The following is a 22,110-nucleotide window of genomic DNA, read 5'->3' as shown; positions in this document are numbered from 1 at the left end:
GCCGGGTTTTTCATTACGCTGCGGCTGCTGCTTTCACCGCGCCGGACAGGCTGTCCAGCGTGGCCTGCATCAGCTCGGCGGTATCTGCTTCAACCGTGACGCGCACCACCGGCTCGGTGCCGGAGGGGCGCAGGAACGCGCGGCCGCGGCCCTTGACCGCCAGTTGCGCAGCGGCCAGTGCCGACTGCACGCCTTCGGACTGCACGATCACCTTTGCAGAGACACCCGCCAGGCGCACGTTGACCGTCTTCTGCGGTACCCGGGTCAGCCCGACCAGCGATTCGCGCAGGCTCTTGCCTTCGCGACGCAGCACTTCCAGCACCTGCAGCGCACTGACGATCGCATCGCCCGTGGTGGCGCGATCCAGGCACAACAGGTGCCCCGACGCTTCACCACCGAGCACCCCGCCACCTTCCACCAGCGCCTGGTGCACGTAGCGGTCGCCTACATTGCTGCGCTGGAACGGCAGGCCCAGGCGCTCCAGCGCCTGCTCCAGCCCGAAGTTCGTCATCAGCGTGCCCACCACCGGACCGCGCAGGCGACCGCTGCGCTGCCACGACGGGGCCAGCACATACAGCAGGTCATCACCGTCGACCGGGTTTCCCTGGTCATCGGCCATCAATACGCGGTCACCGTCACCATCGAACGCGATGCCCAGGTCTGCCCCCACCTCACGCACCTTGGCCGCCAGGTTGTCGATGTGCATCGAACCGACGCCATCGTTGATGTTGACCCCGTTCGGCTCGGCACCGATGGCCACCACTTCCGCACCCAGCTCCCGGAACAGCAGAGGCGCGATGTGGTACGTGGCGCCGTGCGCGCAGTCCAGCACGATCTTCAACCCGCGCAGGTCAAAACCGCGCGGCACGCTGGCCTTGCAGAACTCGATGTAGCGGCCCACTGCATCACGACCGCGCGCGGCCTTGCCCAGCCGATCCGAATCGGCCGTGGTGAAATCGGTATCCAGCGCCGCTTCCAGCGCCAGCTCCGTTGCATCGTCGAGCTTCTCGCCATCGGCGGAGAAGAACTTGATGCCGTTGTCGTAATGCGGGTTGTGCGAGGCACTGATCACGATCCCGGCGTCTGCGCCCAGCGTACGGGTCAGGAACGCGACCGCCGGGGTCGGCATCGGCCCGAGCAGCTGCACGTCGGCCCCGGCCGCAACCAGCCCGGCCTCCAGCGCCGCTTCGAACATGTAGCCCGAAATGCGCGTGTCCTTGCCGATCACCACCACCGGCCGGTGACCGTTACGCTCGGTCAGCACGCGGCCCAGCGCATTGCCCAGGCGCAGCACGAAGTCCGCCGAGATGACGCCCTGCCCGACCCGACCGCGGATGCCGTCGGTGCCGAAATACTTGCGCGCGCCCATCAGGCAGCAGCGTCCGGGGCGGGCTGGCGGCCCAGCATGGCCAGCAGGTCGGACAGGCGGTCACGCATCTCGCGGCGGTCGCAGATCTGGTCGATGGCGCCGTGCTCAAGCAGGAACTCCGAGCGCTGGAAACCTTCCGGCAGCTTCTCGCGCACCGTCTGCTCGATCACGCGCGGACCGGCGAAGCCGATCAGCGCCTGCGGCTCGGCGATGTTGATGTCGCCCAGCATCGCGAACGACGCCGACACGCCACCGGTGGTGGGATGGGTCAGCACCGAAATGTACGGCAGCCCCGCCGCGCGCAGGCGACCGAGCGCCGCCGAGGTCTTGGCCATCTGCATCAGCGAGAACAGGCCTTCCTGCATGCGCGCACCGCCACTGGCGGAGAAGCACACGTAGGGCGCGCCGATTTCCAGCGCCTTTTCCGCGGCCAGCGAGAAGCGCTCGCCGACCACCGAGCCCATCGAGCCGCCCATGAAGGCGAAATCGAAGGCCGAGGCCACCAGCGGCCGCCCCTTGAGCAGACCCTGCATGGCGATCAGCGCATCGTATTCGCCGGTGTTCTTCTGCGAGGCCTTGATGCGCTCGCTGTACTTTTTCTGGTCCTTGAACTTGAGCAGGTCGGTCGGCCCCAGGCGCGCGGCGATTTCAGTGGTGCTGTCAGCGTCGAACAACGACGCCAGGCGCGCCCGCGCGCGGATGGCCATGTGGTGGCCACACTTGGGGCAGACTTCCAGGTTCTCTTCCAGCTCAGGACCGTAAAGCGCGCTGCCGCAGCTGCTGCACTTCTCCCACAGGCCCTCGGGGACGCTGCGCTTCTTGCTGGGGACGTTGTCGGTGCGGATGCCCGACGGCATCAACTTGCTGAGCCAACTCATGCGGGATGACACTTCCGTTCAGGGCGGCCCGAGGGCCGCAAAGGCGGACAGTCTAGCTCACCCGTTCCACGGCCGGGACCCCCTGCCGGCGGGGTTATCCCGGCGTGAAAACCATGCTGGGCCGTACGTTGCGGCCTTCTCAGGCGTCCAGCGCGGCGCGCAGCGGCTGCAGGAAGGTTCGCGCCACCTGGGCAGCGCCGGTGGCATCGACCGTCTCGGCCAAGGCCGCCACCAGCGCGCTGCCGACCACCACGCCATCGGCCTCTACTGCCATGGCGGCGGCGCTCTGTGCGTCCTTGATGCCGAATCCGGCCACCACCGGCACGGTCGAGCGGCTGCGCAGGTCACGCAGGCGGGTGCCGGCAGCGCTGCTGTCGAGCCGTTCCGACGCACCGGTGACACCGGCAAAGCTTACGTAATAGAGGTAACCCCTGGCCATCGACGAAAGCAGATCCAACCTGGCGTCCGCCGTGGTCGGCGACGCCAGCAGGATCAGCGCCAGGCCGGCAGCGGTGAAGATCTCCAGGGTTTCGGCCGCCTCTTCCGGCGGCAGGTCCACCAGCAGCACACCATCCACGCCCGCCGCGATCGCCGCCTCGGCAAAGCGCGCCGTGCCGTGGATCTCCACCGGGTTCAGATACCCCATCAGCACCACCGGGGTGGTGGTGTCGTCACGCCGGAACGCCTGCACCGTGTCCAGCACGTAACGCAGGCCAGCGCCGCGCGCCAGCGCGCGTTCGGAGCTGCGCTGGATGGTCGGGCCATCGGCCATCGGGTCGGAGAACGGCACCCCGAGTTCGATCACGTCCGCACCGGCAGCGGCCAGCGCATGCATCACCGGCACGGTCGCGTCCAGGCCCGGATCGCCGGCGGTGATGAACGGAATCAGCGCCTTGCGGCGACTGGCACGCAGGCGGGCGAAACAGGCGTCGATACGGGCAACAGGCATCTCAGGCACATCCTTCTTTCAATTCAACGGCGCCACTGGCGCCCCAGTACAGCTTCGATATCACCCCGCCGAAGATCTCCAGCCGGATCGCCAGATCCGAACCGGGGTCCTGCCAGGTCAGGTACTCACCCACGTCCGGGTCGTAGGCATGCGGTGTGCGGGTGCCGCCGGGGGGCAGGCGTTTGAGCGCGTCGTCCAGCGACATGCCCAGGCGCAGGCCGAACGGCCCCGGCTGGACAATCGCCTCGTAGGAACCGTCGATGGTGTCGAGGTCGAAGCGCTGCACGTGGCCGTCATCGACCATCATCGACACCCCTTCGGGCAGGCTGCCGCGCTCGTAGTACTCACAGGCGCGTGCACCATCGCCTTCGCTCAGGCCGGCCGAATGCCATGCGCCGTCAGCTTCGACTTCGCTGAAACGCTGGCCGATCAGCACGTCGCCGGCATGATCCAGCGCGACCGAGACCACGGCCGGCGCATCGGTCTGGTCCGCAGGCGGTGCGTCCTGCGGTGCATCCTCGAACGGGCGATCTGCCACATCATCATTGCTCGCCGGCAGCCGGGCCGGCGCAATGGCCGCGGGCGTCGCCGCAGGGGCCAGCACCGGCGGCTCGGGCGGCCTGCAACCGGCCAGACCGACCACGATCAGCAGCGCACTTCCCTGGCGCAGCACTGGATTCACAGAACCAGGCCCTCGCGCGCGGCAATGGTGTGCACGTCCTTGTCACCACGGCCGGACAGGTTGCACAGCACCAGCTTGCCGCTGGGCAGCGTGCGCGCGATCTTGATCGCCTGGGCCACCGCGTGGCTGGATTCAAGCGCTGCCAGGATGCCTTCGCTGTGCGCCAGCTGGTGGAAAGCAGCCAGCGCTTCATCGTCGGTGATGCCCACGTATTCGGCGCGACCGGTGTCGGCCAGGAACGCGTGTTCCGGGCCCACGCCGGGGTAATCCAGCCCGGCCGAGACCGAGTGGGTTTCAATGATCTGGCCGTCGTCGTCGCAGATCACATAGGTGCGGTTGCCATGCAGCACGCCCGGGCGGCCTGCCGCGATGGAGGCCGCGTGGCGCCCGGTCTCGATGCCGTCGCCGGCCGCTTCGGCGCCGACGATGCGCACGTCGCGATCGTTGAGGAAGGCATGGAACAGGCCGATGGCATTGCTGCCGCCGCCGACGCAGGCAGTGATCGCATCGGGCAGGCGGCCGTAGTCGGTGAGCATCTGTGCGCGTGCTTCGCGGCCGACGATGGCGTTGAAGTCGCGCACCATGCGCGGGTATGGGTCTGGGCCGGCGACGGTGCCGATGATGTAGAAGGTATCGCGCACGTTGGTGACCCAGTCGCGCATGGCTTCGTTGAGCGCATCCTTGAGCGTGGCCGAGCCCGACGTGACCGGCACCACCGTCGCGCCCAGCAGCTTCATGCGGTAGACGTTGATCTTCTGCCGCTCGATGTCGGTGGCGCCCATGTACACCACGCATTCCAGGCCCAGCCGTGCGGCCACGGTGGCGCTGGCCACGCCGTGCTGGCCGGCACCGGTCTCGGCGATGATGCGCTTCTTGCCCATCCGCGCGGCCAGCAGGGCCTGGCCGATGGTATTGTTGATCTTGTGCGCGCCGGTGTGGTTCAGGTCTTCGCGCTTGAGCAGGATCTGCGCGCCGCCGACCTGCCGGCTGAGCCGCTCGGCGTGGTAGATCGGGCTGGGCCGGCCCACGTAATGGGTGAGGTCCTTGTCGTAGGCGGCGATGAAGGCGGGGTCACGGCGCGCTTCGTCATAGGCCGCCGCCAGCTCCTGCAGTGGCCCGATCAGCGTTTCGGCAACGAAACTGCCGCCATAGCGGCCGAAGTGGCCGTTGGCGTCGGGATAGGCGTGGAAATCGGTGATGGGGGGGACGGGCGATACGGACATGACGCGACAGCCGTTGGAGACAGGCTGACAATTTAGCGCACATGTGGTGACCGGAATATCGATATTATCTGCATAGACCCGTCAGGAAAACTCACATGAGCCAGACGCCGTTGCCGCCCCTCAACGCGCTGCGCAGCTTCGAGGCCACCGCCCGGCTGGGCGGCGTGGCACGCGCCGCAGAAGCGCTGCATGTGACCCACGGGGCGATCAGCCGCCAGCTGCGGCTACTCGAGGAGCACCTGGGGCTGGCGCTGTTCGAACGCGCCGGCCGCGGCCTGCGCCTGACCGCCGCCGGCCAGGCGCTGCAGGTTGCCTGCGCCGGGGCGTTCACCCAGATCCGCGAGGCGGTGGACACCCTGCAGCGCCGGCAGCGGCCCGAGGCGCTGGTCCTGGGCTGCAGCGGCAGCATCCTGGCGCGTTGGATGATTCCACGCCTGCCCGCGTTGCAGGCCGACCTGCCGCAGGTGCCGCTGCACTGGTCGGCGCAGGACGGCAGCTTCACCGAACAGCAGCAGGCGCTGGATGCGGTGCTGCTGCTGGCGCAGCCGCCGTGGCCGCGTGGCTGGCAGGTGCGCGAACTGGCCCCGGAACGGGTCGGCGTGGTGGTCAGCCCGCAGCATCCGGCTGCGGTGCGCCTGCGCCAGCAGCCACCGCAGGCACTGTTGCGCGAGCCGCTGCTGCACACCACCTCGCGCCCGCAGGCGTGGCCGGACTGGGCATTGTCGCATCAGCTGGATCCGGCGCAGCTGCAGCTGGGCACCGGGTTCGAGCACCTGTACTACCTGCTGGAGGCGGCGGTGGCAGGACTCGGCGTGGCGATCGCGCCGGAGCCCCTGGTAGCCGATGAGCTGGCGGCCGGGCGCCTGCTGGCGCCGTGGGGTTTTGCCGCAACCGGTGGCTTCTGGGTGCTGGCCACGCCAGACGGTGCGCAGGACGCGCGGGTGGAATCGTTGGCGGAATGGCTCGCCGAAAAGCTGCGGCGTTAATCCGCCTCGTGACAGTCCGCGCGGCGGACTTCTTCGACGAATTTGCGCATCTTGTAGCCGTCCTTGATGCCCGGCTCACTTTCAATACCGCTGGAGACGTCCACGCCCCACGGCAGGGTGGCCACGATGGCGTCGAACACGTTGTCCGGGGTGATGCCGCCGGCCAGCAGGAACGGGCGGTGCAGGCCGGTCGGCAGGCGGGTCCAGTCGAAGGCCACGCCGGTGCCGCCACCGCCGCCCGGGGCGTGGCTGTCGAACAGGAAGCCGGCCGCGCTGGGGTAGCGCAGCTGCAGCTGGCGGGCGTTGACCTCTTCACGCCCACCCATCGCCACCGCCTTCAGGTACGGCATGTTGAAGCTGCGGCAGAACGATTCGTCTTCGTCGCCGTGGAACTGCAGCAGGGTCGGCCGCACGGTGCGCAGCACTTCACGCACTTCTTCCTTGGTGTTGTCGCGGAACAGCGCGACCACGTCGACCATCGGCGCGATCGCCTGGCGCATGGCGCGGGCTTCGGCTGGGGCCACGCGGCGCTTGCTTTCCCGGGCGAAGATGAAGCCGACCGCATCCACGCCCAGTTCGCCGGCCAGGCGCACGTCGCCGGCGCGGGTCATGCCGCAGAACTTGATGCGGGTGCGGTAGAAAGAGCGGCTCATAGGGTGACCTCGGCGGGCAGGTGCCAGTTGTCGGGGTACAACGGGCCAACGAATACAAGGCCCTGCGGCGGTGCGGTCGGGCCGGCCACGGTGCGGTCCTGGCCAGCCAGCAGCTCGGCCATCCACGACACCGGCTTTTCCCCACAGCCAATCAGGATCAATGAACCGACGATATTGCGCACCATGTGATGAAGGAATGCATTGGCCTGAACGCAGACCTCCACGATCTCGCCCTGGCGGGTCACGCTGATCGCCTGCAGCTCGCGGCGGGCGTGCAGCGCCTCGCACTGGGCGCTGCGGAAGGCACTGAAGTCGTTCTCGCCGAGCAGGGCCTGCCCGGCCTGGTGCATCACCGCGGCATCGAGCGGCCGGCGCTCCCAGCTCAGGGTCTGCCGGTGCAGTGCCGGACGGATCTGCCGGTTGAGCAGCCGGTAGCGGTACCGCCGGGCGCGGGCAGAGAAGCGCGCGTGGAAGTCATCGGCCACCGGTACGCACCAGCGCACCGCGATCGAGCGTGGCAGCCGGGTGGTGGTGCCCAGGGTCCAGCCGCGCGGGTCACGCGCCACATCGGTCTCGAAGTGCACCACCTGGCATTCGCCGTGCACGCCGGCATCGGTGCGCCCGGCACAGACCACCTGGATCGGCGCAGCGGCCACCGATGAAAGGGCGTCCTGCAGGCTGGCCTGCACGCTGGGGCAGCCGCTCTCACCGAGCTGCTGCCAGCCCTTGAACTCGCTGCCGTCGTATTCCACGCCCAATGCGTAACGCATGTTCAGGACTTCACTTCAAATGCGGGAGGGCGGCCGACGCGGCTCATCCGAGCCGCGACAGCAGCTCGTGCGCCTGCTGCTGGCTGTGCGGGTCGCCCGCCTGGGCAACCTCCATCAGCAGGATGCGGGCGGTTTCCGCATCGCCCAGGTCGAGGTAGGCGATGGCCAGCTCAAGGCGGTCGCGACCGGGTGCACCGAGCGGGGCCGGGTCGTGCTGGACCGGCACGGGTGCTTCGGCCGCCACAGCAGCGTCCTCGGGGAATTCAAACACGCCACGATAGGACGGCTGCGCCGCCGCTTCGAGCGCATGCGGCGGAACGACGTCTTCGGCGGCAACCGGTGCGGCCGGCACCACCGGGGGGGCAACCGTCTCCTCGGCGTCCTGCACCGGGCGGCCCGGCTGCGGCTCCAGGGTGAACACCGGCTCGCGTCGCCCCGCGTCGAGCACATCCGGCTCGGCCAGCACGTAAGCCGGCGCATCGCGCAGGTCGGGCTCATCAGCGGCCACGTCCTGCTGGGCCGCCAGTTCGTCCACGTAATCGGCGGCGGGAACGGCAGCGGCCAGGCTGGCTGCATCCAGTCCCTCGCGGCGCAGCGGCGGCAGCGGCGACGGCTTGCGCCGACGGGCCACGGCCCAACCGGCCACGATCAACAGCAGCACCGCCAGCCCCAGCCAGGCCCAGCCGCCACTGCCCGCTTCGCGCGTGGCCGGGGCTTCGCCCAGACGCTGCTGCGCGGCGGCCAGGTCCGTGTCTTTCATGGCAATCAGCGAGGCCTGCTGCTGCTTGAGCTTCTCCAGTTCGGCCACGCGGTTGCGCAGCTCCTGGATCTCGGCATCGCGGGTTGCCACGTCTTCCTTGGCCTGCCGCAGTTGTTCGTTGCCCAGCATGTCACCCTCGCTGCCGGCAGCCGTGCCGGTGGTTGTACCTGCGTTGTCATCGGTAGCGGCGACCGCGGGGGCGATCTCCAGGCGTCCACCTGCGGCGGCTGCGGTGGCCGCAGGTGCAGGCGCCGCCGTGGCGGCCGGCGCGGCGGCAACGCCACTGGCGACCGGCTGCGGAATAGCCGAGCGCGACTGGCGCCATTGCGCCGCGTGCTCGCGCACCATGGCGGCCGCCTGGGCGGCATCGACCGGAGCGTCGGTCCCGGCGCTGCGCAGCACCGCGCCCTGCTTGAGCAGGTTCACGTTGCCACGGATGAAGGCCTCCGGATTGGCACGCAACAGCGCAATCATTGCCTGGTCGCGGCTGATGCCCTGCTCGCGGGCCACGCTGCCGGCGATCTGCGACAGGGTCTGGCCGCGCTGCACGGTGATGCTGCCGTCGGCGGCGGTGGCCGCTGGCGCCGCGGACGGAGCGGAGCGCGATGGGGCGGCGGCCCGTGCGGGAACAGGCGCGGTGCGCGACGGCGTGGGCTCGGCCTGCGCTACCGGCGGCTGCACTGGTGCAGGTTCGGGCTCGCGCACGATGGCGTTGGACATCGCACCGGCCGGCGCGACGATCTCCGGTTCGGCCACGGCCAACGCACTGTCCGGCGCGTCGACCAGCGCCGAGTACTCGCGGACCAGGCGGCCCTGCCCCCAGTCGGCTTCAATCAGGAAGTTGAGCGACGGCGTGGTCACCGGCGCCTGCGAGCTCACCCGCACCACGGCACGGCCGTTGGCATCGCGGGTCAGTTCGAACTGCAGCTCGCTCACCAGCCCGGTCGGGCGTTCCAGCCCGACGCGCGCAAAGGTCACCGGCGAGGCCAGCGCAACGCGCAGGTTCTCGAGTTCGGCCGGATCGGCCGAAATGACCGGGATCTCCGCCAGCAGGGGTTGCCCGGGCTTGGACAGCACCCGGATGTCGCCGAGCCCGAGGGCCATGGCGGAGCTGCTGGCCAGGGCCAGCAGCAGGGTCGAGACATACTTGAGCGGGCGCGATGCGCCCGGAACCCGGTTCTTCATGCGGGCAATATAGCGATTCCCGACCAATACAGCCACGAAGGACGTAGCAGGTACCACGCCCTGCGTGGCACCTCCATCTCAGCCTTCGGCTGCCACCAGCTCGGCCAGCTGCACCGCATTGAGCGCGGCACCCTTGCGGATGTTGTCCGACACGATCCACAGGTTCAGGCCGCGCGGGTGCGACAGGTCTTCACGGATGCGGCCCACATACACTGCATCGGTGCCCGATGCGTGGGTGACCGGGGTCGGGTAACCGCCGGCTTCGTGCTTGTCGACCACTTCCACGCCGGGCGAACGCGACAGCAGCTCGCGTGCTGCATCCGGCGTCACCTTGTCGCGGGTTTCGATGGTGACCGCTTCGGAGTGGCCGTAGAACACCGGCACGCGCACCGCGGTGGGGTTCACCAGGATGCTGTCATCGCCGAGGATCTTGCGGGTTTCCCAGACCAGCTTCATCTCTTCCTTGGTGAAGCCGTTGTCCTGGAAGTCGTCGATGTGCGGGATCAGGTTGAAGGCGATCTGCACCGGGAAGCGCTGCGGGTCGATCTCCTGGAAGCTGAGCAGCTGGCCGGTCTGCTTGCCCAGTTCTTCCAGCGCCGAGCGACCACCGCCGGAGACCGACTGGTAGGTGGCCACGTTGATGCGCTGGATACCGTACTGGCGGTGCAGCGGGGCCAGCGCGACCAGCATCTGCATGGTCGAGCAGTTCGGGTTGGCGATGATGCCGCGCGGGCGGTTCTTCAGCGCCTCGGGGTTCACTTCGGACACCACCAGCGGCACGTCATCGTCGTAACGGAAGGCCGAGGAGTTGTCGATCACCACCGCACCGGCGGCGGCGAACTTGGGGCCGAACTCCTTGGAGACGCTGCCACCTGCGGAGAACAGCGCGATATCCACGCCGTTCGGGTCGAACGTGGCCAGGTCCTGGACCTTGATCTTCTTCCCGTCGAATTCGATTTCGCCACCGGCCGAACGCGAGGAAGCGAGCAGGCTCAGGGTGGCGATCGGGAAGTTGCGTTCGGCCAGGATGGCCAGCATGGTTTCGCCGACGGCGCCGGTGGCACCGACGACTGCGACGTGGAAGCGACGATCTTGATTGCTCATGGGAACCTCTTCAACCGTGATGGGGAGTACCGGCCAACGGCCGGTACCTACCGGAATATTCGGGAACGCGGATTGGGCTCGGGGAACCTCGCGCAACAGGCGCGGAGATTCCCTATCGTTTTGCGTCGTCGATTTTTTTGGCGGCCACGGCGTCGGCGTTGATCGCGCTCGGCGGGTTGCCGGCGTTCGCGCCCAGGCCGAGCGCGGCCAGCAGGTTTTCCACGGCCAGCTGCACCATCGCCCGGCGCGTGGCCTGGCTGGCGCTGCCGATATGCGGGGTAAGCACGATGTTGTGCAGGGCCAGCAATTCGGGGCGCACTGTCGGTTCGCCTTCGAAGACGTCCAGCCCGGCGGCGGCCAGCCGGCCGTGGGCCAGCGCATCGGCCAGGGCCAGTTCGTCGACGATGCCGCCACGGGCGATGTTCACCAGGGTGGCGCTGGGCTTCATCTTCGCCAGTGCGGCGGCGTCGATGATGTGGTGCGAGGACGGGCTGTACGGCAGCACCAGCACCAGGTGGTCGGCCTGCGCCAGCAGCGTGTCCAGCTCGACATACTGCGCGCCTACCTCGGCTTCGGTGGCCTCGGGCAGGCGCGAGCGGTTGTGGTACAGCACGCGCATGCCGAAACCGAGCGCGCCGCGGCGGGCAATGCCCTGCCCGATCCGGCCCATGCCCAGGATGCCCAGTGTGCTGCCATGGATATCGGCCCCGAGCATGGTCTGGAACGACCACTGGCCCCACTGGCCGTCGCGCAGCCAGCGTTCGGATTCGGTGATGCGCCGCGCGGTGGCCATCAGCAGCGCGAACCCGAGGTCGGCGGTGGTTTCGGTCAGCACATCCGGGGTGTTGCTGGCCAGGATGCCGGCCGCGCTGAGCGCGCTTACATCCAGGTTGTTGTACCCCACGCCGACGTTGGCGATCGCGCGCAGCTGCGGCGCGTTGGCGATCTCGGCCGGGCCGATGCGTTCGTTGAGGGTGATCAGCGCGCCATCGACCTGGGCCAGCTGGTCGGCCAGCATCGCGGGCGTGTAGCGGGTGACCTCGTGGGTCATCGCGAGCTCGACATGCTGCCCGAGCTGTTCGATGACGTCATCGAACAGCGGTTGGCTGACCCAGACCCGGGGGCGCGTCTCAGCCATCGATGGAGCCGGGAATGCGTGGCGCGATCTCGCCCACGTCACCGCACTGGGCGCGGTGGCGCAGCGCCTGGTCCATCAGCACCAGCGCCACCATCGCCTCGGCGATGGGCGTGGCGCGGATGCCGACGCACGGATCATGGCGGCCGGTGGTGATCACATCGACGGCCGCACCGCTGGCATCCACCGTGGCGCCGGGCAGGCGCAGGCTGGAGGTGGGCTTGAGCACGATCGAGGCGGTGACCTGCTGGCCGGTGGAAATGCCGCCGAGGATGCCGCCGGCATGGTTGCTGGCGAAGCCTTCGGGGGTGATCAGGTCACGGTGTTCGGTGCCCTTCTGGGCGGCGCTGGCAAAACCATCGCCGATCTCCACGCCCTTGACCGCGTTGATGCTCATCAGCGCCGAGGCGAGTTCGCCATCGAGCTTGCCGTAGATCGGCTCGCCCCAGCCCGGCGGCACGCCATCGGCCACCACGTTGACCCGCGCGCCGACCGAATCGCCGGACTTGCGCAGCGCGTCCATGTAGCTTTCCAGCGCGGGGACCTGTTCGGCCACCGGCCAGAAGAACGGGTTGTCTTCCACCGCCGACCAGTCATGGCCGGTCGGGGTGATCTCGCCCAGCTGCGACAGGTAACCGCGCACGGTCACCCCGAAGCGCTGCAGCAGCCACTTCTTCGCAATCACGCCGGCGGCCACGCGCATGGTGGTTTCGCGCGCGGACGAGCGGCCGCCACCGCGCGGGTCGCGGATGCCGTACTTCTGCCAGTAGCTGTAGTCGGCATGACCCGGGCGGAACTGCTGGGCGATGTTGCTGTAATCCTTGCTGCGCTGGTCGGTGTTGCGGATCAGCAGCGCAATGGGCGTACCGGTGGTGCGGCCCTCGTACACGCCCGAGAGGATCTCGACCTCATCGGCCTCGCGCCGCGCCGAGGTGTGCCGGCTCTTGCCGGTGGCGCGGCGCTGCAGGTCGTGGGCGAATTCGTCGGCACTGATCTCCAGCCCCGGCGGGCAGCCGTCGATCACGCAGCCGATCGCCGGACCGTGCGATTCGCCGAAGGTGGTGACCGAAAGCAGCTTGCCGAAGGTATTGGAACTCACGGCCGCTGCGCTGCCAGTTCGGTCATGCGGGCGCTGTGGGCGATCAGCTCGCGGCACTCGACCGCGAAGATGCCCATCTGGCCGACCTTGAATTCAACCCACGCAAAATCGACTTCCGGCAGCAGCTTGACCAGGTGCTGTTCGGATTCGCCCACTTCGCAGATCAGCAGGCCGTCTTCGCTCAGGTGCAGCGGCGCGTCGCGCAGGATCTTCAGCACCAGGTCCAGGCCGTCGTCGCCGGCACGCAGGCCCATTTCGGGCTCGTACGAGTACTCCTTCGGCAGCGCGTCGGTTTCGTCGTTGGTGACGTACGGCGGGTTGGTCACGATCAGGTCGTAGTGGCGGCCGGTGAGGCCGTTGAACAGGTCCGACTTGAGCAGGGTGACGTTGTGCGCCTGCAGGCGTTCCTTGTTCTCTTCAGCCAGCGACAGGGCCTCATCGCTGAGGTCCACGCCGTCAACTTCCCAGTTCGGGTAGTAGTGACCCATGGCGATGGCGATGCAGCCCGAACCGGTGCACAGGTCCAGCGCGCGGTGTACGTCGCGGCCGGCCAGCCACGGCTCGAAGCCGGTTTCGATCAGCTCGGCGATCGGCGAGCGCGGCACCAGGGCACGGCGGTCGCTCTTGAAGCTCAGGCCGGCGAACCAGGCTTCACCGGTCAGGTAGGCGGCCGGCAGGCGCTCGCTGATGCGGCGCTCGAACAGCGCCAGCACGTCGGCCTTCTCCGATGCGAGCACGCGGGCGGCGCCATAGGCCGGGCCCAGGTCGTGCGGCAGGTGCAGCGCGTGCAGGACCAGCTGGGTGGCTTCGTCCAGGGCGTTGTCGTAGCTGTGCCCGAAGGTCAGCCCGGCGGCGTTGAAACGGCTGGTGCCGTAGCGGATCAGGTCGATGATCGTATGGAGTTCGGCGGCCGTTTCGGCGGTCATGGCAGGGCAACAGACAAAGTGGCCCCAGATTATAGGCGCTGCGGCGCAGCACGGCATCCGTTGCAGCGGAAACGGAAACCGCCGCCCCCCATCCCCTATCATGGAGGCCCCTTCGGGTACGGGCCTTTCATGTTCAATCGCAATGTCGGCATCATCCTGCTCATCGCGCTGGCCGCCGGGCTGGGCCTGGTCGTCGCCCAGAAGGTGTTCGCGCCCAAACCGGCCGGCAACCGCCCGGCCACCGAGTCGATCACCTTCTACCCGCAGCCGCGCCCGCTGCCGGACTTCAACCTGGGCCAGTCCGACGGCACCCGGCTGATTCCCGGCGAGCTCAAGGGCCACTGGACCCTCGTGTTCCTGGGCTTCCTGTCCTGCCCCGACATCTGCCCGACCACCCTGGCCGACCTGGCCCAGGCCCAGAAACAGTGGGAAACCCTGCCCGAGAGCCTGCGCCCGCGCCTGGTGTTCGTCTCGGTGGACCCCGAGCGCGACACCCCGGCACGCCTGGGCGAATACGTGCATGCCTTCCACAAGGACACCCTGGCGGCCACCGCCGACGTGCCTTCACTGGAGCGCTTTGCCACTGCGCTGGGCTTCGTGTTCCAGAAGGTGCCGGGCAAGGGCTTTGAAGAGAATCCGCAGGACTACACCCTGGAACATTCGGCCAGTCTGGCCGTGTTGGACCCGGACGGCAGGCTGGCCGGCCTGATCCGCCCCCCTTTCAACCCGCAGGCCATTGCCCGCGACCTGAACCTGTTGACCGAGAAATCCGCCCCATGAGCCTGACCACCACGCTGAGCTACGTCCTGCCCCACCGCCTGCTGTCGTCGATGGCGCGGCGCCTGGCGTATTCCAGCAACCCGCGGATCTCGCGCTGGCTGATCGACACGGTGACCGAAAAGTTCGGGGTGAACCTGGCCGAGGCGGCCAATCCCGACCCGCGCAGCTATCCGACCTTCAACCAGTTCTTCACCCGCGCCCTGAAGCCCGGCGCCCGCGTGCCCGACGCCGGCGCCCGCACCCTGGTGATGCCGGCCGACGGCCGGATCAGCCAGCTGGGCGCCATTGAGGACGGCCGCATCTTCCAGGCCAAGGGCCAGTCGTTCACCGCCGCCGAGCTGCTGGGCGATGCAGCCGACGCCGAGGTGTTCCACCATGGCCTGTTCGCCACCGTCTACCTGTCGCCGAAGGACTACCACCGCGTGCACATGCCGTGGACCGGCACCCTGCGCGAAACCGTGCACGTGCCCGGCCGCCTGTTCAGCGTGGGCCCGGCGGCGGTCAACAAGGTCCCGGGGCTGTTCGCCCGCAACGAGCGGCTGGTCTGCCATTTCGACACCGACTTCGGCCCGATGGTGCAGGTGATGGTGGGCGCGCTGCTGGTGTCGGGCGTGGAGACGGTGTGGGGTGGCGAAGAGATTCCGGCCTATGGCGATTCCATCACCCGCAAGGATTACCGCGGCAAGGGCATCACCCTGGAACGGTTTGCCGAGATGGCGCGCTTCAATTACGGCTCGACGGTGATCGTGCTGCTGCCGCCGGGCGTGGCGGATTTCGCCCCGCACCTCGATGCAGAACATGCCGTGCAGCTGGGCCAGGCATTGGCTACCCTTCGTTGAGGGCAGCCGCGCAGGGCGCGGCTCTACACCCCAGGCGCAATGAAAAACGCCCCGTTTCCACGGGGCGTTTTTTTTCAAGCATTACCCGGATCGTGCGCGAACTCGACGGGCCCCACATCCATCCCGTCGTAATCCTCGACCCCGTTGGCTTCGGCCAGCGCCTGCAGCTCGTGGTTGCGCTTGTCCAGCGACGCTTCGCTGTGGGTTTCCACCCGCTCCACGTGCAGCACGTGGTACTCCGCTTCGCCTTCTTCCAGCTCCGGCTCGAACACCTCGACCACGGTGTAGCCCTCCCCTTCCAGCACCCTGGCCAGCCCGTGCAGCGGCTCCGGCGTGGTGTTGACGAAGAAGTAACCCCACACCAGGTTTCCGTTGAGGTCCCAGTCGGTGTTTTCACGGATGTTGGCGAACATCTCGTTGATTGCGGTGATATCCATCAGTGTTCCCCGGAAGTTATTTACCGCAGCCCTGCAGCTTGATCGACTGGCCTTGGCGCAACGCATACGCGGGCGCCTTGAGCCCATTGGCCTTGGCCAGCTCACGCACATCGCAATCGAACTTGTCGGCGATCCGGCCCAGGGTCTCACCCTTGCCCACCTTGTGGCTGCGCACCGGCTTGGCCTTCGGCTTGGGCGCCGGTACTGCCACCGGCGCAGCCGGGGCGGTGGCCACCGGGGTGCTGGCCTGCAGGCCGGCCACCGGCACCACGCTGCCCACCGCCACGTTGCCGGTGTAGCTGGCCACGGTCGGACGGACGATGGCCGCATTGAGATCGGCGGTGATCAGCGTGCGCGCCAGGTCCGCGCGCGGGCCGCTGACGCAGTAGCGGTTGTACAGCCCGGCAATGCGGGTGGTGGCGTTGATCAGCGTGCCGGCCGGGATCCAGCCGTCGGCTTCATAGCGCGGGTTGAGGTTGCGCAGCGCGCGCATGTAGCCGTCGCGGGTGCCAGTGCTGCCCAGGCAGATGGTCAGCTCATAGATGGTGGTGGACTTGGCCAGGCGGATGGTGGCCGGCTGCGCACTGACCTTGGGGAAGTCCACGCCGTACTGCTGCGGGTGCAGGTAGATCCACGCGGCGGCGATCACCATCGGCACGTAGTCCTTGGTTTCGGCCGGGAACTGGTTGTAGACGCTGTCCACCCAGAAGCTCTGCCCCACGTTCTGGCGATACACCCGCCCGGCACGGCCTTCGCCACCGTTGTAGCCGGCCAGCGACAGCTCCACGTTGTTGTTGAGCTCGCGCATGCGCTCGTTGAGGTAATTGGCACTGGCTTCGGCGGCGCTGCGCGCGTCGAAGCGGGTGTCGAAGCCGGTGCCGTCCGGACCCAGCCCGAAGCGGCGGCCGGTGGCCGGCATGAACTGCATCAGCCCGGCGGCGCCGGCGCGGGAGGAGGCGTGCACGCGACCGTTGGACTCCTTGGCCATGATCCCGAACAGCAGCGCCTCGGGCAGGCCGCGCTTTTCCCACTCCGGCCACATCACCGCGCGCAGGCTCTGGTAATTCTCGTAGGAGTTCATCAACGCCGGGCGCATGTCGGTCAGCCAGCGGCGGATGCCGGCCTGCACGGCCGGGTTGTATTCGACCATGCTGTCGAAGGCATGGCGCTTGTCGTTGAGCAGCGCGGCCGCACGCGCCGCTTCGGGCACATCGGCGGTCAGCGGGCCCACATGGTCCGGGTCAGCCTCCAGCAGGCCGCCATCGACCGGGATCGCATCGCTGTCGTCACCATCGCGCGCGTCTGCATTGTTCTTCAGCAGGCGCTTGTAGGTCACCAGTAGGTTGCTGACCTGGCAGCCCTTCTGCGCAATGCAGGCGCTGATGACATCTTCCATGTCCTCCAGCGCGGCATCGCCTTCGTTCTTGCCCTTGGGGTCGGCGTTGTTGACCAGCACCAGCGCATCGGCATAGCGCTTTTCGGCCGCGGCCATGCGCTGCTCCAGGGCCTCGACCTTGACCTTGTCACGGGCGGAGACCCGCTGGGCATGGGCCTCGGGGACGAACGACAGCAGGGAAGCGAGCGCCAACAACGGCCAACCACGGGCAAGCAGGACAGGAACGGGCATTTTTGGCACTGTGGGCAAAAGACAGGGCAGAGTAGCCGTGCCACTCGCATCGGGGCAACCCGGTCAGGTGGCCGATACCCGCCGACGTTTAGAATCCTGCCCATTCACATAGCCCGTCCACAGAGCGAGTTGACCATGGATCCGATCCTCCTCGGCAAAGGCATTACCGACGATGTCCCCGTCACCCTGCAACCGAAACTGGGCAACCGCCATGGCCTGGTGGCCGGGGCAACGGGTACGGGCAAGACCGTCACCCTGATGACCCTGGCCGAAGGCTTTTCGCGCATCGGCGTGCCGGTGTTCCTGGCCGACGTGAAGGGCGATGTCTCCGGCCTGGCCGTGCCCGGCACCGGCACCGAGGCGCTGCTGCAGCGCGCGAAGGACATCGGCGTGGCCGACTACGCGCCGGCCGGCAGCCCGACGATCTTCTGGGACCTGTACGGCAAGCTGGGCCACCCGGTGCGCACTACGGTGAGCGAAATGGGCCCGACCCTGCTGGCGCGCATCCTGGAGCTCAACGACACCCAGTCGGGGGTGCTGGACATCGTGTTCAAACTGGCCGACGACCGTGGCCTGTTGCTGCTCGACCTGGACGACCTGCGCGCCCTGCTCGGCCTGGTGGCCGACGAGCGCAAGGACATCTCCACCGAATATGGCCTGGTCAGCGCGCAGACGGTGGCGGCGATCCAGCGTTCGCTGCTGCGGCTGTCGCAGGACGGCGGTGAATCCTTCTTTGGCGAGCCGGCGCTGGAGCTGGCCGACCTGATGCGGGTCAATCACGACGGCCGCGGCGTGATCGGCATCCTGGCCGCCGACCAGCTGGTGCTCAAGCCGCGCCTGTACTCGACCTTCCTGCTGTGGCTGCTGTCGGAGCTGTTCGAGACGCTGCCGGAGGTGGGCGACCTGGACAAGCCCAAGCTGGTCTTCATCTTCGACGAGGCGCACCTGCTGTTCGACGACGCGCCGGCCGCGCTGGTGCAGCGCATCGAGCAGGTGGTGCGGCTGATCCGCTCCAAGGGCGTGGGCGTGTATTTCTGCTCGCAGTTCCCCGACGACGTGCCGGCCAACATCCTGGGCCAGCTGGGCAACCGCGTGCAGCACGCGCTGCGGGCGTTCACCCCGCGCGACCAGAAGGCGGTGAAGATCGCCGCCGAAACCTTCGTGCCGAACCCGAAGCTGGACGTGGTGGCGGCCCTTTCCCAGCTGGGTACCGGCGAGGCGCTGGTGTCCACGCTGCAGGACAAAGGCATCCCCTCCCCCGTGCAGCAGACCCGGATCGCCCCGCCGCGCTGCCGGATGGGCGCGATCACCGAGGCCGAGCGTGCGCAGGTACGCGCCGGCAGCCCGGTCGGCAGCCGCTACGACACCGCAGTGAACCGCGAATCGGCAGCGGAGCTGCTGGCCCAGCGCGCGGCCAAGGTGGTGGAACAGCCCGACGCGCCCAAGGCGCGTACCCGTGAGCAGGATGAGCAGCAGGAAGGCGGCTTCGGCCAATCGATCAAGGATGCGATCTTCGGCACCAAGCGCCGCCAGGGCATGATCGAAACGATGGCCAAGCAGACCACCCGCACCATGGGCACCAAGCTGGGCAACCAGATCGTGCGCGGCATCCTGGGCGGCATTTTCGGGGGCAAGCGCTGACCGATGTCGCGTTGGCGTCCCCCTGCGGAAAAGAGCACGGCCCTGATCACCGCACAGGGCCACCAGCGGTTGAAGAGCGAGCTGGACGAGCTGTGGCGCGTGCGCCGGCCGGAGGTGGTCAAAGCATTGGCCGCGGCCGCGGCGGAGGGCGACCGCTCAGAGAATGCCGAGTACACCTACCGCAAGAAGCAGCTGGGCGAGATTGACCGGCGCGTGCGTTACCTGACCAAACGGCTGGAGTCGCTGCGGGTGGTGGATACCGTGCCGACCGACCCGCAGGCGGTGTTTTTTGGCGCGTGGGTGGAGCTGGAGAACGTGGACAGCGGCGATGTCAGCCGGTATCGCATCGTGGGCCCGGACGAGACCGATGCGGGTGCCGGGTGGATCAGCATCGATTCGCCGTTGGCGCGTGCGTTATTGAAGAAGCGCGTGGATGATGAGTTCGAGGTGGAACTGCCGAGCGGGCGGACCGGGTTTGCGATCCTGGCGGTGGAGTATCCGGGTGGATGATACGAAGGCGGTTACGACGTTGGTTGCAATGCGTTACCGGGCGTTGAACCGTTACGGGCGGTTGTTTGGGAACCAACCCTACCAGTGCATGCACGGCTGGTAGGGTCGCATCCCGATCGACTGCCGTGGAACATGCCGCGTTCGATGGTGGCATGAACGTCGGCGAAGAGCGCGTTTGAGGTTGCTTCCAGTGCGCTACCGGACGGTTAAGGGGTACACCCTGCCCGCTCGGGCTGGCCGGAAATACTCGATCCGCTGATAGAACGCGTGGTCCTGATCGGCATGCCAACCGGGGATCCCCATCAACGGGAGCGGACGCAGCTCCAGCGGGTCATTGAGCACGTCGGCACGCGCGATCGCCTGCGCTACCTGCTGCACCACCAGCGCATCATCATCGCCCTGCACCACCACACATTTACCCACCAGCAATCGCGAAGGCAGCAGCGCCTGTTCCATCAACGCATGGCCGAACACGGCAGACACGGCGATGTCGCCGCTACGCCACTGCGCCGCGCCGTCGACGAACAGCGCCTGCCAGTCGTGGTGATCCCAGGCGTGCAGCAACGACGCATCGCGCACCCGCACGATCACGCCGGTTTCGTCGAACTGGGTCAGCGCGGCCTGCGCGCGGGTGCGCTGGCCGGGCGGGTGGCGCCCGATGTCCTGGCATTGGCGCGCATTGAGCGCGATCTTCACTGCCGGGTAGCGCGCCCACACCAGTGCATTGAACAGGTCATGCCAGTTGCACGGGCGCGTGGCGATCCGGCCGCGTGCAATGCGCTGCTCGTAGTGCAGGCCGTCGGCCAGCATTTCGTCGTCCTGCTCCACCAGCTGCTTTCCCGATAAAGCGAGCTGCCGGTTCAACGCGGAAATGGTTGGCCAGTCGGCGGCCACCAGCAGGCCCTGGTAATCCGCGAACGCGGCGAACAGCGGATGGGCGAAGCTAGCCCGATCCACGTCGGCGCGCGCCGGCGCGATGAAACGCCGGCGGCCGACCGCCCCGGGGGCGGCCGCGTCGGTCACAGCACCTTGAGGTCGAGCAGTTTTTTTGCCGCACTCTCGTCGATCAACGCGTCGCCGTAGAGGTCGTGGTCGTCGCTCTCGGTGATTTCCACGTCCACGAACTGGCCCACGCGCAGCCTGGCTTCATCGGCGTTCTGGATATGCACCAGGCCGTCGATCTCCGGCGCATCGGCCTTGGAACGGGCCACCGCGATGCCGTCTTCGATCGCATCGACCAGGCACTGCTGCACCGTGCCGATCTTGGCTTCCAGGCGCGCAGCGGAAATGTCGGCCTGGCGGGCCATGAAGCGCGCCAGGCGCTCCTGCTTCACTTCTTCGGGCACCGCGCCGGGCAGGTCGTTGGCGGTGGCGCCGGTGACCGGCGAATACGCGAACGCGCCCACGCGATCCAGCTGTGCCTCATCCAGGAATGACAGCAGTTCTTCAAACTCGGCTTCGGTCTCGCCCGGGAAGCCGACGATGAAGGTCGAGCGCACGGTGATGTCCGGGCACAGCTGGCGCCAGCGCTGCACGCGCTCCAGGGTCTTGTCGACCGCACCCGGGCGCTTCATCAGCTTGAGGATGCGCGGGCTGGCGTGCTGGAACGGAATGTCCAGGTAAGGCAGGATCCGGTTCTCGGCCATCAGCGGGACCACGTCATCCACGTGCGGGTACGGGTACACGTAATGCATGCGGGTCCAGGCATCGAGCTCGGACAAGCCTTCGCACAGCGACTTCATGCGGGTCTGGTAGGCCTTGTCGCGCCACATGCGCTCGGCGTACTTGACGTCCACGCCATAGGCCGAGGTGTCCTGCGACACCACCAGCAGTTCCTTCACGCCGCCACGCACCAGCCGCTCGGCTTCACGCAGCACCTCATCGACCGGGCGCGAGACCAGCTTGCCGCGCATCGAGGGAATGATGCAGAAGCTGCAATGGTGGTTGCAGCCTTCGGAAATCTTCAGGTAGGCGTAGTGGCGGGGGGTCAGCTTGATGCCGTAGTCCGGGACCAGGTCCACGAACGGGTCATGCTTGGGCGGCAGCGCGGCGTGCACCGCCTCCATCACGCTGGTGTAGTCCTGCGGGCCGGACACCGCCAGCACGTCCGGATACGCCTTGCGGATCTCTTCCGGGCGCTTGCCCAGGCAGCCGGTGACGATCACCTTGCCGTTGGCGTTCATCGCCTCGCCGATGGCGTCCAGCGACTCGGTCACCGCCGAATCGATGAAGCCGCAGGTGTTGACCACCACCACGTCGGCCGAATCGTAGGAAGGAACGATGTCGTAGCCCTCGGCCCGCAGCTGGGTGAGGATGCGCTCGGAATCGACGAGGGCCTTCGGGCAGCCAAGGCTGACGAAGCCGACTTTGGGGTTCAGCTGGGACATGGATCGCGGGACTCTGGGGGCCTGGGCCCACGCCGGAATGGCGCGGGGACCTGGGGCCGGAAACGGCGGCAAGTATACCGGCGTTGTGGCCCCAGCCCTGAATGCATCGGCGGCTCCGGCAACGCCAACCGCCAATCCCGGCATGCCCGCGACACCCCGCTAACCTGCAG

Annotated in this window: 21 protein-coding genes; 5 read left to right on the top strand and 16 right to left on the bottom strand. The window is 68.0% G+C overall.

Annotation, left to right across the window (positions count from 1 at the left end; genetic code table 11):
* Nucleotides 1–13: 13 nt before the first annotated feature.
* The 5 genes from glmM to trpB form a co-directional block, all read right to left on the bottom strand.
* Nucleotides 14–1,369 carry a phosphoglucosamine mutase gene (gene glmM, locus QE395_RS05910; RefSeq protein ID WP_306987940.1) on the bottom strand — a complete coding sequence of 452 codons (1,356 nt, stop codon included), beginning with the start codon at nucleotides 1,367–1,369 and terminating at the stop codon, nucleotides 14–16.
* A complete protein-coding gene (gene accD / locus QE395_RS05905; RefSeq protein ID WP_068853426.1) occupies nucleotides 1,369–2,247 on the bottom strand; it encodes an acetyl-CoA carboxylase, carboxyltransferase subunit beta in 879 nt (292 codons plus the stop codon). The genes glmM and accD overlap by 1 nt, the downstream gene beginning before the upstream one ends.
* A 139-nt stretch (nucleotides 2,248–2,386) precedes the next feature.
* Nucleotides 2,387–3,196, bottom strand: a complete 810-nt coding sequence (gene trpA, locus QE395_RS05900; RefSeq protein ID WP_306987938.1) for a tryptophan synthase subunit alpha — start codon at nucleotides 3,194–3,196, stop codon at nucleotides 2,387–2,389.
* A gap of 1 nt (nucleotide 3,197) precedes the next feature.
* Nucleotides 3,198–3,878: a hypothetical protein gene (locus QE395_RS05895; RefSeq protein WP_306987937.1), complete on the bottom strand. Its 681-nt coding sequence runs from the start codon at nucleotides 3,876–3,878 to the stop codon at nucleotides 3,198–3,200.
* Nucleotides 3,875–5,101, bottom strand: coding sequence for a tryptophan synthase subunit beta (trpB, locus tag QE395_RS05890; protein WP_306987935.1), 1,227 nt, complete (start codon nucleotides 5,099–5,101; stop codon nucleotides 3,875–3,877). Before trpB ends, QE395_RS05895 begins: the two co-directional genes overlap by 4 nt.
* 95 nt (nucleotides 5,102–5,196) lie before the next feature.
* Between trpB and QE395_RS05885 the strand changes: the two genes are divergently transcribed.
* Complete coding sequence (locus QE395_RS05885) at nucleotides 5,197–6,087, top strand: LysR family transcriptional regulator (RefSeq protein WP_306987933.1); 891 nt, start codon at nucleotides 5,197–5,199, stop codon at nucleotides 6,085–6,087.
* Here QE395_RS05885 and QE395_RS05880 read toward each other — a convergent pair.
* The 7 genes from QE395_RS05880 to prmB form a co-directional block, all read right to left on the bottom strand.
* The gene (locus tag QE395_RS05880) at nucleotides 6,084–6,740 is read right to left on the bottom strand and encodes a phosphoribosylanthranilate isomerase (RefSeq protein ID WP_068853448.1); all 657 of its coding nucleotides are present in this window, start codon (nucleotides 6,738–6,740) and stop codon (nucleotides 6,084–6,086) included. The two genes, QE395_RS05885 and QE395_RS05880, sit on opposite strands and share 4 nt — an antisense overlap.
* Entirely contained in the window at nucleotides 6,737–7,510 is a 774-nt protein-coding gene (truA, locus tag QE395_RS05875; RefSeq protein WP_306987930.1) for a tRNA pseudouridine(38-40) synthase TruA, read from the bottom strand. Before truA ends, QE395_RS05880 begins: the two co-directional genes overlap by 4 nt.
* A 43-nt stretch (nucleotides 7,511–7,553) precedes the next feature.
* Nucleotides 7,554–9,455: a FimV/HubP family polar landmark protein gene (locus tag QE395_RS05870; RefSeq protein WP_306987928.1), complete on the bottom strand. Its 1,902-nt coding sequence runs from the start codon at nucleotides 9,453–9,455 to the stop codon at nucleotides 7,554–7,556.
* Nucleotides 9,456–9,533: 78 nt separating this feature from the next.
* Nucleotides 9,534–10,559 carry an aspartate-semialdehyde dehydrogenase gene (locus QE395_RS05865; protein ID WP_282246609.1) on the bottom strand — a complete coding sequence of 342 codons (1,026 nt, stop codon included), beginning with the start codon at nucleotides 10,557–10,559 and terminating at the stop codon, nucleotides 9,534–9,536.
* A gap of 112 nt (nucleotides 10,560–10,671) precedes the next feature.
* The gene (locus QE395_RS05860) at nucleotides 10,672–11,697 is read right to left on the bottom strand and encodes a D-glycerate dehydrogenase (protein ID WP_093533387.1); all 1,026 of its coding nucleotides are present in this window, start codon (nucleotides 11,695–11,697) and stop codon (nucleotides 10,672–10,674) included.
* Nucleotides 11,690–12,793 carry a chorismate synthase gene (gene aroC, locus QE395_RS05855; RefSeq protein ID WP_068853459.1) on the bottom strand — a complete coding sequence of 368 codons (1,104 nt, stop codon included), beginning with the start codon at nucleotides 12,791–12,793 and terminating at the stop codon, nucleotides 11,690–11,692. The genes QE395_RS05860 and aroC overlap by 8 nt, the downstream gene beginning before the upstream one ends.
* Nucleotides 12,790–13,719 (bottom strand): 50S ribosomal protein L3 N(5)-glutamine methyltransferase, encoded by a 930-nt coding sequence (gene prmB, locus QE395_RS05850; protein ID WP_306987923.1) that lies wholly within the window; start codon nucleotides 13,717–13,719, stop codon nucleotides 12,790–12,792. Before prmB ends, aroC begins: the two co-directional genes overlap by 4 nt.
* Before the next feature lie 129 nt (nucleotides 13,720–13,848).
* On the opposite strand from prmB, the gene QE395_RS05845 reads away from it, so the two are divergent.
* Nucleotides 13,849–14,499, top strand: a complete 651-nt coding sequence (locus tag QE395_RS05845) for an SCO family protein (protein WP_068853463.1) — start codon at nucleotides 13,849–13,851, stop codon at nucleotides 14,497–14,499.
* A complete protein-coding gene (gene asd / locus QE395_RS05840; RefSeq protein WP_306987921.1) occupies nucleotides 14,496–15,338 on the top strand; it encodes an archaetidylserine decarboxylase in 843 nt (280 codons plus the stop codon). The genes QE395_RS05845 and asd overlap by 4 nt, the downstream gene beginning before the upstream one ends.
* A 74-nt stretch (nucleotides 15,339–15,412) precedes the next feature.
* Here the strand turns inward: asd and QE395_RS05835 are convergent, their stop codons facing one another.
* Together QE395_RS05835 and QE395_RS05830 are read right to left on the bottom strand one after the other, a co-directional pair.
* Nucleotides 15,413–15,775: a ribonuclease E inhibitor RraB gene (locus QE395_RS05835; RefSeq protein WP_068853467.1), complete on the bottom strand. Its 363-nt coding sequence runs from the start codon at nucleotides 15,773–15,775 to the stop codon at nucleotides 15,413–15,415.
* A 16-nt stretch (nucleotides 15,776–15,791) separates the two neighbouring features.
* Entirely contained in the window at nucleotides 15,792–17,402 is a 1,611-nt protein-coding gene (locus QE395_RS05830) for a transglycosylase SLT domain-containing protein (protein WP_093533390.1), read from the bottom strand.
* A gap of 135 nt (nucleotides 17,403–17,537) precedes the next feature.
* On the opposite strand from QE395_RS05830, the gene QE395_RS05825 reads away from it, so the two are divergent.
* Both QE395_RS05825 and greB read left to right on the top strand, forming a co-directional pair.
* On the top strand, nucleotides 17,538–19,043 hold the full coding sequence (locus QE395_RS05825; RefSeq protein WP_093533391.1) for a helicase HerA-like domain-containing protein: 1,506 nt from the start codon (nucleotides 17,538–17,540) through the stop codon (nucleotides 19,041–19,043).
* A 3-nt stretch (nucleotides 19,044–19,046) separates the two neighbouring features.
* On the top strand, nucleotides 19,047–19,553 hold the full coding sequence (gene greB, locus QE395_RS05820; RefSeq protein WP_068853474.1) for a transcription elongation factor GreB: 507 nt from the start codon (nucleotides 19,047–19,049) through the stop codon (nucleotides 19,551–19,553).
* Between the two features lie 195 nt (nucleotides 19,554–19,748).
* On the opposite strand, the gene QE395_RS05815 is transcribed toward greB, so the two are convergent.
* On the bottom strand, nucleotides 19,749–20,576 hold the full coding sequence (locus tag QE395_RS05815) for a DUF3025 domain-containing protein (RefSeq protein ID WP_306987917.1): 828 nt from the start codon (nucleotides 20,574–20,576) through the stop codon (nucleotides 19,749–19,751).
* Complete coding sequence (rimO, locus tag QE395_RS05810; protein ID WP_068853478.1) at nucleotides 20,573–21,940, bottom strand: 30S ribosomal protein S12 methylthiotransferase RimO; 1,368 nt, start codon at nucleotides 21,938–21,940, stop codon at nucleotides 20,573–20,575. Before rimO ends, QE395_RS05815 begins: the two co-directional genes overlap by 4 nt.
* Nucleotides 21,941–22,110 lie beyond the last annotated feature (170 nt).

Source organism: Stenotrophomonas sp. SORGH_AS_0282, from assembly GCF_030818125.1.
Classification (GTDB): domain Bacteria; phylum Pseudomonadota; class Gammaproteobacteria; order Xanthomonadales; family Xanthomonadaceae; genus Stenotrophomonas; species Stenotrophomonas rhizophila_A.
This window is presented reverse-complemented; position numbering and strand designations above follow the sequence as displayed.

Coding starts and splice junctions, on each gene's coding strand:
- trpB (WP_306987935.1), bottom strand. CDS start 5,101: ATGTCCGTATCGCCCGTCCCCCCCATCACCGATTTCCACGCCTATCCC.
- QE395_RS05880 (WP_068853448.1), bottom strand. CDS start 6,740: ATGAGCCGCTCTTTCTACCGCACCCGCATCAAGTTCTGCGGCATGACC.
- glmM (WP_306987940.1), bottom strand. CDS start 1,369: ATGGGCGCGCGCAAGTATTTCGGCACCGACGGCATCCGCGGTCGGGTC.
- QE395_RS05860 (WP_093533387.1), bottom strand. CDS start 11,697: ATGGCTGAGACGCGCCCCCGGGTCTGGGTCAGCCAACCGCTGTTCGAT.
- QE395_RS05830 (WP_093533390.1), bottom strand. CDS start 17,402: ATGCCCGTTCCTGTCCTGCTTGCCCGTGGTTGGCCGTTGTTGGCGCTC.
- truA (WP_306987930.1), bottom strand. CDS start 7,510: ATGCGTTACGCATTGGGCGTGGAATACGACGGCAGCGAGTTCAAGGGC.
- QE395_RS05835 (WP_068853467.1), bottom strand. CDS start 15,775: ATGGATATCACCGCAATCAACGAGATGTTCGCCAACATCCGTGAAAAC.
- trpA (WP_306987938.1), bottom strand. CDS start 3,196: ATGCCTGTTGCCCGTATCGACGCCTGTTTCGCCCGCCTGCGTGCCAGT.
- rimO (WP_068853478.1), bottom strand. CDS start 21,940: ATGTCCCAGCTGAACCCCAAAGTCGGCTTCGTCAGCCTTGGCTGCCCG.
- accD (WP_068853426.1), bottom strand. CDS start 2,247: ATGAGTTGGCTCAGCAAGTTGATGCCGTCGGGCATCCGCACCGACAAC.
- QE395_RS05885 (WP_306987933.1), top strand. CDS start 5,197: ATGAGCCAGACGCCGTTGCCGCCCCTCAACGCGCTGCGCAGCTTCGAG.
- QE395_RS05845 (WP_068853463.1), top strand. CDS start 13,849: ATGTTCAATCGCAATGTCGGCATCATCCTGCTCATCGCGCTGGCCGCC.
- greB (WP_068853474.1), top strand. CDS start 19,047: ATGTCGCGTTGGCGTCCCCCTGCGGAAAAGAGCACGGCCCTGATCACC.
- QE395_RS05870 (WP_306987928.1), bottom strand. CDS start 9,455: ATGAAGAACCGGGTTCCGGGCGCATCGCGCCCGCTCAAGTATGTCTCG.
- prmB (WP_306987923.1), bottom strand. CDS start 13,719: ATGACCGCCGAAACGGCCGCCGAACTCCATACGATCATCGACCTGATC.
- QE395_RS05865 (WP_282246609.1), bottom strand. CDS start 10,559: ATGAGCAATCAAGATCGTCGCTTCCACGTCGCAGTCGTCGGTGCCACC.
- QE395_RS05825 (WP_093533391.1), top strand. CDS start 17,538: ATGGATCCGATCCTCCTCGGCAAAGGCATTACCGACGATGTCCCCGTC.
- asd (WP_306987921.1), top strand. CDS start 14,496: ATGAGCCTGACCACCACGCTGAGCTACGTCCTGCCCCACCGCCTGCTG.